This window comes from Streptomyces sp. NPDC052101, assembly GCF_040680235.1.
Lineage (GTDB): Bacteria > Actinomycetota > Actinomycetes > Streptomycetales > Streptomycetaceae > Streptomyces.
The window spans coordinates 172,920-181,184 of record NZ_JBFAWH010000015.1 but is presented as its reverse complement, the minus strand read 5'-3'; the positions used below and the strand labels follow the sequence as shown (position 1 = coordinate 181,184).

Sequence of the window (8,265 nt, the reverse complement as noted above, 5' to 3'; positions counted from 1 at the left end):
GTCGTGGCCGTCTTGCGGGTGCGGCGCGGCTTGGTCTCCGTGCCTTCGGCGGTGTCCACGGCGGCCTCGGCGGTCGCTGCGGTCGTGGCCGTCTTCCGGGTGCGGCGCGGCTTGGCCTCGGCTTCCGGAGCCTCGGCGGACTCGGCCGTGGCGACGGCCGTCTCCGCGGCGGGCGCGGCCGTCTTGCGGGTACGGCGGCGCGGCTTCGCCTCCGGTGCTTCCACGGTCGCGCTGTCCGACGCCGTCACGGCCTCCGCCACCGGCACGACCGTCTCGGCCACGGGCTCGGCGGCAGGCGCGACCACCGTCGGCTCCGCCGTCTTGCGGGTGCGGCGGCGGCGCGGCTTCTCCGGCGCGTCCAGCGCGGCCGGGTCCTCCACCGTCTCCACCGCGTCCACGGCCTTGTCCACCGTCTCGACGGCGGCCTCGGCGGCCGGCACCGGCTGTGCCGAGACCCCGCTGCGGGTACGGCGACGGCGGCGCAGGGTGCGGGGAGCCGTCGCGGACTCCTCCGCCGGGCCGGACTCGGCGTCCGGTGCCGGAGCCGTCGTAGCGGCCGGGGCGGTGGTGGCGTCCAGCAGGGCGCCACCGCGCGTGCGACGACGACGGCGCGGCGTACGGGACGAGGTCTCGCGCTCTGCAGTGGCGGCGCCGGACTCGGCGCGGCCACCGCGCCCACCACGGTCACCGCGGTCACCGCGACCGCGGCCACGAGCACCACGCCCGCCGGTCTCGCCCAGGTCCTCCAGCTCCTCCGCGTCCAGACCCGCACGGGTCCGCTCCGAACGCGGCAGGATGCCCTTGGTGCCCGCGGGGATGTCGAGGTCGGAGAAGAGGTGCGGGGAGCTTGAGTACGTCTCCACCGGGTCGTTGAAGTCCAGCTCCAGCGCCTTGTTGATCAGCTGCCAGCGCGGGATGTCGTCCCAGTCGACGAACGTGATCGCCGTACCCTTGGCGCCCGCGCGGCCCGTACGGCCGACGCGGTGCAGGTACGTCTTCTCGTCCTCGGGGGACTGGTAGTTGATGACGTGGGTCACGCCCTCGACGTCGATGCCGCGCGCGGCCACGTCGGTGCAGACGAGGACGTCCACCTTGCCGTTGCGGAAGGCGCGCAGCGCCTGCTCGCGGGCGCCCTGGCCGAGGTCGCCGTGGACCGCGCCGGAGGCGAACCCGCGGCGCTGCAGCTGCTCGGCGATGTCGGCGGCCGTGCGCTTGGTACGGCAGAAGATCATCGCCAGTCCGCGGCCGTCGGCCTGCAGGATGCGGGCGACCATCTCCGGCTTGTCCATGTTGTGGGCGCGGTAGACGAACTGCTTGATGTTCGCGACCGTCGCGCCCTCGTCGTCCGGCGCGGTGGCACGGATGTGCGTGGGCCGCGACATGTAGCGGCGCGCGAGGCCGATGACCGCGCCCGGCATGGTGGCCGAGAACAGCATGGTCTGCCGCTTGGCCGGCAGCATGTCGATGATCTTCTCGACGTCGGGCAGGAAGCCCAGGTCGAGCATCTCGTCGGCCTCGTCGAGGACCAGGCACTTGACGTGCTTCAGGTTCAGCTTCTTCTGGCCCGCGAGGTCCAGCAGTCGGCCCGGGGTGCCGACGACCACGTCGACGCCCTTCTTCAGGGCCTCGACCTGGGGCTCGTAGGCCCGGCCGCCGTAGATCGCGGTCACCCGCACGTTACGGACCTTGCCGGCCGTCAGCAGGTCGTTGGTGACCTGGGTGCACAGCTCGCGCGTGGGGACGACGACGAGGGCCTGCGGGGCGTCGGTGAGGGCCTCGGGGGCGGCGCGGCCGGCCTCCACGTCGGCGGGGACGGTGACGCGCTCCAGGAGCGGGAGACCGAAGCCCAGCGTCTTGCCGGTGCCGGTCTTGGCCTGGCCGATGACGTCCGTGCCGGACAGGGCGACGGGGAGCGTCATCTCCTGGATGGGGAAGGGAGTGATGATGCCGACGGCCTCCAGGGCCTCGGCGGTCTCGGGGAGGATTCCGAGTTCTCGAAACGTCGTAGTCAGGGTCATGCCTCTTCTGTGTACGCGGCGCGAGGCGAGCGAGGGGGTCATGACTGACCGTGCCGGGGACGTCGGCTGCCGTACGGGCGAACCACTCGGGCAAGCCGTAAAGCACGGGACCTCTGCCGACGCTCTAGCGCTCGTACCGCTGAGGGTCCCTCCTGTTGTCGTACGGTCGTCGCCGTACGGCCAGGGAGGGCTGTCGGGTCGGAGCCGATCGGGCCACCGACCGGGCATCCTCATGCGTGCGCCCTGTCGGGAGACGTCGAACACCGTCAACGCACTCTGGCAGGCGCATTACCACCATACCCCGGATTCACGCACATGCGATGGCCGAATTGGTCACGTCATGGTGGTCACACTGATCCACCAGCATCTTCCGAGGTCGCGCAAGCGGGCTATTGTGCGCCTCATGACTAGCTCTGACAAGCCTGAGAACACCTCCGCGGCGCCCACGGGTGTCGCCGCCCAGGACTGGGCGCAGGCCTCCGCCGACCCGCAGTACCGCGCCGCCGTCGTGGACCTGCTCGGCGCCCTCGCGTACGGGGAGCTGGCGGCGTTCGAGCGGCTCGCCGAGGACGCGAAGCTGGCGCCGACCCTCGCGGACAAGGCGGAGCTGGCGAAGATGGCCTCGGCCGAGTTCCACCACTTCGAGCGGCTGCGGGACCGGCTGACCGAGATCGGCGAGGAGCCGACGGCCGCGATGGACCCGTTCGTCGCCGCGCTCGACGGCTTCCACCGCCAGACCGCGCCCTCGGACTGGCTGGAGGGCCTGGTCAAGGCCTACGTCGGCGACTCGATCGCGAGCGACTTCTACCGGGAGGTCGCGGCCCGGCTCGACTCCGACACCCGGGAACTGGTTCTGGCCGTTCTCGACGACACCGGGCACGCCGGGTTCGCGGTGGAGAAGGTGCGGGCCGCCATCGACGCCGAACCGCGCGTGGGCGGCCGGCTGGCGCTGTGGGCGCGGCGGCTGATGGGGGAGGCGCTCTCGCAGTCCCAGCGGGTGGTCGCCGACCGGGACGCGCTGTCCACGATGCTCGTGGGCGGGGTGGCCGACGGGTTCGACCTCGCGGAGGTCGGGAGGATGTTCTCGCGGATCACCGAGGCGCACACCAAGCGGATGGCTGCGCTGGGCCTCGCGGCCTGAGAGCGGGGGCGCTCGGTGGGGGTGGGTGCGGTGAGTTGTGCGGCTGCGGGTCCGTTGGGTCCGGTCGCGGAGTTCCCCGCGCCCCTGGGGGTGTTGACCCTTGCGTCGGCCGCGAAGGTGCCGTCCCTACGCCGTGGCTGATCGGCGCAGGCGGCCTGACGGGCGCAGGAGCAGCGACAGGGACGCGGCGGAGATGATCGCGGCGCCCGGGAGGCTCAGCCAGGCGGGGCCGGGGCCGAGCGCGGTGTGGGTGACGAAGTCGCCGAAGAGGGCGCCCGCGACGCCCGTCGAGAGAACCAGCGGGCGGGCCGGAAGCCGGTGGGGCAGGCGGTACGCCGCCGCCCAGGCCAGGATCAGACCGAGCACTGCGGATCCGAGTGCTTCCAGGATCATGTCGGGGGTCCCTCCCACGGCCGGTCTGCCCAGATGCGGTCGTAGCCCGTCATACCCGTGACCTGCGGACTGCAATCCTCCGCTGTGCAGGAGTTGTGCTCCGTCTGTGTGCACAGTCCACACAGAAGGGCCCGGCGGCACACAGCCGCCGGGCCCCTCTCACGACCTCGGCCTACAGCGCGCCGAAACCCACCTTGCGGACAGTCGGCTCGCCGATCTCCACGTACGCCAGGCGGTCCGTCGGCACCAGGACCTTGCGGCCCTTCTCGTCCTCGAGGCTCAGCAGCTGCGTCTTGCCGGACAGCGCGTCGGACACCAGACGCTCCACCTCCTCGACGCTCTGACCGCTCTCCAGAACGATCTCGCGGGGCGCGTACTGCACGCCGATCTTGACCTCCACGGCTTTGTCCCTCCGACGGCCAGTGATGTGCGCGATCTTCCGCGCCGTACCCAGCACACATTAGTCCGGTGAGGGGACGTACACGCTGCGGGCAGGAACGCCGTCAGCGAACAGCGCACGGGAACAAATGGCCGTCGGTGGGGTCGTAGGTGTCGTAGGACCTGCCGTCTTTGGCGCCGTCCGGATGTGTCAGTGGTGTTCGCTGCCGTGCAGCGGGAAGCCGGCGATGCCCCGCCAGGCCAGCGAGGTCAGCAGTTGCACCGCCTGGTCGCGCGGCACGCTCCGGTCGCTGTGCAGCCAGGAGCGGGCCACCACCTGGGCGAGACCGCCGAGGCCGGAGGCGAGCAGCATCGACTCCGCCCGCGACAGGCCGGTGTCCTCGGCGATGACCTCGCAGATCGCCTCGGCGCACTCGTTGGTGACCTTGTCGACGCGCTCGCGGACCGCGGGCTCGTTCGTCAGGTCCGACTCGAAGACCAGCCGGAAGGCGCCGCCGTCGTCCTCGACGTACGCGAAATAGGCGTCCATGGTGGCCCGGACGCGCTGCTTGTTGTCGGTCGTCGACGCCAGTGCGCTGCGCACGGACTGGATCAGCGACTCGCAGTGCTGGTCCAGCAGGGCGAGGTACAGGTCGAGCTTGCCGGGAAAGTGCTGGTAGAGCACCGGCTTGCTCACGCCGGCCCGCTCGGCGATGTCGTCCATCGCCGCCGCGTGATAACCCTGCGCGACGAAAACCTCCTGTGCTGCACCCAGCAGCTGGTTCCGTCGAGCGCGGCGTGGCAGACGGGTGCCACGCGGGCGTGCCGCCTCAGTTTGCTCGATGGCTGTCACGCCGCCTCCCAAAGTCGTCCATATCGCGGTGTCAGCCGCGCGGCCATCGTACTTTTCGGTAACCGTGGTGTGCGCGGTGCGAGCGCAGAATTTCACGTACCGGACGGCGGCGAAAGCGGCAGTGCCCCCTCGTGCGGCCGCGGAGCGCCGTCGGGCTGCGGCCGTGGGACATCGTCGAGGTCAGCGGTAGTCGTCCTCGTCGATCGAGACCACCCGCGCCTGCTCGACCAGATCGGCCACGTTCGCACGGTCCGGGTCCACGTTCGTCAGCGGGTCGTCCTGGTCCGGTGAGAGGTCGGTGTGCTGTTCCGCGGCGTCCACCTCGGGGGCCTCGACGTCGATCTCGGCCGGGTCGGCCTCCGGGTCCTCGGTCGCGTAGGGCTCTGTGGGGTCATAGGCCATGGTGGGCTCCCTTCCTACGAACGTCCCTGGAAGCAGCAGGGGCCACTGCGGGTGCCCTGTGTACGAGCCTAGGAGACACCAGATCCGGACGCCATGCCGTCACGCCCGTTCGTTGCCCTTGTTCACCGATGTCTACCGATGTTCACCGTTGTCCACCGGTCTCCACCCGTCTCCGCCGGTGCTCACCGGTCGATCACGGTTCGCTCTCAGTCGTCCGGTTCACCCGTCACCCACGGTTCACTCTGTGACGGCCGACACACGGATCCCGGCGTGATCACCTCATAACATTGCCGCATGTCTTCGACCGAGTCGCCGTCCGTGCCGGCCGCCAGTGTGCTTCCGAGGGTGGCGCCCGTCCGGGTCGGCGAGGGCGAGCGGCTGCGGTCCGTGGGGCTGCCCGGAGTCACCCTGTCGATCCGTTCCCGCCGTCCCGCGCGCGAGGGCCTGCCGCCCGCGCTGTACGTCCATGGGCTCGGCGGTTCCTCGCAGAACTGGTCGGCGCTGATGGCCGAGCTGGACGACATCGTCGACAGCGAGGCGCTCGATCTGCCCGGCTTCGGCGACTCCCCGCCCCCGGACGACGGGAACTACTCCGTCACCGGGCACGCGCGTGCGGTGATCCGCTATCTCGACGCGGCCGGCCGCGGCCCGGTCCACCTGTTCGGCAACTCGCTCGGCGGCGCGGTCACCACGCGCGTGGCCGCCGTCCGACCCGACCTCGTCCGTACGCTCACCCTCGTGTCGCCCGCCCTGCCGGAACTGCGCATCCAGCGCACCGCGGCGCCGACCGCGCTGCTCGGTGTGCCCGGCGTCGCCGCCCTGTTCACCCGGCTCACCAAGGAGTGGACGGCCGAGCAGCGCGTGCGCGGCGTCACGGCGCTCTGCTACGGCGACCCCGCGCGGGTGTCGCCCGAGGCGTTCCAGGACGCCGTCGAGGAGCTGGAACGGCGGCTGCAGCTGCCGTACTTCTGGGACGCGATGTCCCGCTCCGCGCGCGGGATCGTCAACGCCTACACGCTCGGCGGACAGCACGGGCTGTGGCGCCAGGCCGAGCGCGTGCTCGCGCCGACCCTGCTCATCTACGGCGGCCGCGACCAGCTCGTCGGCTTCCGCATGGCAGCCCGTGCCGCCCGCTCCTTCCGCGACTCCCGCCTGCTGTCCCTGCCGGATGCCGGGCATGTGGCGATGATGGAGTACCCGGGCGTGGTGGCCACGGCGTTCGGTGAACTCCTCACGGACGCCGGGGAGTCGGGCACGGATGCCGAGAGCGACGTCACCGACGTTTCTGACGTCTCCGATGTCACGGCCCCGGGCGCGGGGGGCTGAGGCCCGCGTGGGACGCCACAGCCGCCGCGGTCCGGCCCCCAAGGACGACTCCGCGGACATAATCGCCAGGCGTACACGACAGCGGGGCCCCCGCGAGGGCGACGCCAGGGACATCTCCGGGAAGGGGAGCGGACCTGGGGCGCTGTACGGGGATGGGGCGTACGGCGAGGAGGCGTACGGCCAGGGACCGTATGGGCAGCGCACGCAGGGCCGGCAGGGGCCTGCGGGTGCTCCGGGTGCTCCTGGGGTTCCAGGCGCCATGTCCGCGCGAGGCGGGCAGCCGCTGTTTCCGGGGCAGCGACAGGCGCCGATGGGCGGTGCCGGTGCCGCCGGAGGTGCACCGCGTGGCCCGCAGGCGCCGTCGGCGTTCCCGGACGGTACGCCCGCTCACGGGGTACCGCGCTTCGCCGACGGCACTCCGGCACACGGCGTGCCCCGTCTTCCTGATGGCACGCCGGCGCGCGGCGTCCCGAGGCTTCCCGACGGCACCCCCGTGCACGGTGTGCCCCGAGTGCATGGCGGGGCCGGTGCTCGTGGTGGGCACCCCGAGGTGCGGGAAGCCGGTGGTGGTTGGGGCGAGTTCGCGGGGGCGGCCGGGGCCGGTGCTGTGCTTCCGCGGCAGCGGCCGGCGGGTCCGGGCCCGGGCCCGGGGCAGGGCCAGAAGCCGGGAGTCGGGCCTCGGCAGGACTACCTCGACGCCTTCACCGACGCGCACGACGGCGCTGTCGGCACTGTCGGTGCCGTCGGCGTCGATGACGACATCGACGTCTTCGCGCCCCGCACGGGCAGGCCCCGCCCCGGCGGGCAGCACCCGGCCGACGCGCCGGAGGCGGACGGCGCCGCCGCGCCCCCCGCCGGCCTGCCGGGGCAGCGTTCGGGCGGCCGGTCCGTGGAGCCCCCCGGCGCCCCGTCCGCGCAGCGCCCCGGTGGCAAGGGGCGGGCCTTCACCGGTATCGCGGCGGCCGCCGTCACCACCGTGCTCGCGGTGGTCGTCGCCGGGCAGGTGGCCGAGTCGCGGGACGGCGGCGGCACGCAGTCGCGGTCCGCGCCCGACCAGGCCCGTGACGCGGGCGGCCCGGCGCCGTCCGCCTCACCCGGCCCGGTCACGCTGTCGTACGAGCAGAAGATGGACCGGAAGTACCCGCTCGGCGTCACGCTGAAGGGCTCGGGGAAGTTCGACGCCGTCCCGGGCTTCGACAAGGCGCCTGGCAAGGGGCAGAAGTACACCTACCGCGTGGATGTCGAACAGGGACTGGGCCTGGACGGCGGGCTGTTCGCCGAGGCCGTGCAGAAGACCCTGAACGACGACCGCAGTTGGGCCCACGCCGGCGCCCGCACCTTCGAGCGGATCTCCTCCGGCAAGCCCGACTTCGTGATCACGCTGGCGAGCCCCGGTACGACCGCCACGTGGTGCGCCAAGTCCGGGCTGGACACCACGGAGGACAACGTCTCCTGTGACTCCGCTGCCACCGAACGAGTGATGATCAATGCATACAGGTGGGCCCAGGGCAGCAAGACATACGGGGACAAAATGTATGCCTACCGACAGATGTTGATCAATCATGAGGTCGGCCACCGACTCGGCCACGGCCATGTGACGTGCCAGAAGAACGGCGAACTCGCCCCCGTCATGCAGCAGCAGACCAAGTTCCTGGACCATGACGGAATCCACTGTCTACCCAACCCCTGGCCGTATCCCAAGAGTTGACAGACGCCGCTCACGTCACATTGACATGAGCCCTGAGTTCGTTCAT

General features: G+C 71.8%; 8 protein-coding genes. 3 read left to right on the top strand and 5 right to left on the bottom strand.

What is annotated here, in order from left to right; translation table 11 throughout:
• On the bottom strand, positions 1-2,018 hold a 2,018-nt coding region (locus AB0L75_RS26290), incomplete at its 3' end, for a DEAD/DEAH box helicase (protein ID WP_365185234.1).
• A gap of 403 nt (positions 2,019-2,421) precedes the next feature.
• On the opposite strand from AB0L75_RS26290, the gene AB0L75_RS26285 reads away from it, so the two are divergent.
• A complete protein-coding gene (locus AB0L75_RS26285) occupies positions 2,422-3,159 on the top strand; it encodes a ferritin-like fold-containing protein (protein WP_365185231.1) in 738 nt (245 codons plus the stop codon).
• 126 nt (positions 3,160-3,285) lie between these two features.
• Here the strand turns inward: AB0L75_RS26285 and AB0L75_RS26280 are convergent, their stop codons facing one another.
• From AB0L75_RS26280 to AB0L75_RS26265, 4 genes are all read right to left on the bottom strand, one after another.
• The gene (locus AB0L75_RS26280) at positions 3,286-3,552 is read right to left on the bottom strand and encodes a hypothetical protein (RefSeq protein ID WP_365185228.1); all 267 of its coding nucleotides are present in this window, start codon (positions 3,550-3,552) and stop codon (positions 3,286-3,288) included.
• A gap of 172 nt (positions 3,553-3,724) precedes the next feature.
• Complete coding sequence (locus AB0L75_RS26275; RefSeq protein ID WP_365185227.1) at positions 3,725-3,952, bottom strand: DUF3107 domain-containing protein; 228 nt, start codon at positions 3,950-3,952, stop codon at positions 3,725-3,727.
• 189 nt (positions 3,953-4,141) lie between these two features.
• Positions 4,142-4,783, bottom strand: a complete 642-nt coding sequence (locus AB0L75_RS26270) for a TetR/AcrR family transcriptional regulator (protein WP_365185224.1) — start codon at positions 4,781-4,783, stop codon at positions 4,142-4,144.
• 180 nt (positions 4,784-4,963) lie between these two features.
• The gene (locus AB0L75_RS26265) at positions 4,964-5,185 is read right to left on the bottom strand and encodes a hypothetical protein (protein WP_365185221.1); all 222 of its coding nucleotides are present in this window, start codon (positions 5,183-5,185) and stop codon (positions 4,964-4,966) included.
• Between the two features lie 294 nt (positions 5,186-5,479).
• On the opposite strand from AB0L75_RS26265, the gene AB0L75_RS26260 reads away from it, so the two are divergent.
• Positions 5,480-6,511: an alpha/beta hydrolase gene (locus AB0L75_RS26260; protein WP_365185218.1), complete on the top strand. Its 1,032-nt coding sequence runs from the start codon at positions 5,480-5,482 to the stop codon at positions 6,509-6,511.
• Between the two features lie 7 nt (positions 6,512-6,518).
• The gene (locus AB0L75_RS26255) at positions 6,519-8,219 is read left to right on the top strand and encodes a DUF3152 domain-containing protein (protein WP_365185217.1); all 1,701 of its coding nucleotides are present in this window, start codon (positions 6,519-6,521) and stop codon (positions 8,217-8,219) included.
• Positions 8,220-8,265: the final 46 nt, after the last annotated feature.

Coding starts and splice junctions, on each gene's coding strand:
- AB0L75_RS26285 (WP_365185231.1), top strand. CDS start 2,422: ATGACTAGCTCTGACAAGCCTGAGAACACCTCCGCGGCGCCCACGGGT.
- AB0L75_RS26280 (WP_365185228.1), bottom strand. CDS start 3,552: ATGATCCTGGAAGCACTCGGATCCGCAGTGCTCGGTCTGATCCTGGCC.
- AB0L75_RS26265 (WP_365185221.1), bottom strand. CDS start 5,185: ATGGCCTATGACCCCACAGAGCCCTACGCGACCGAGGACCCGGAGGCC.
- AB0L75_RS26260 (WP_365185218.1), top strand. CDS start 5,480: ATGTCTTCGACCGAGTCGCCGTCCGTGCCGGCCGCCAGTGTGCTTCCG.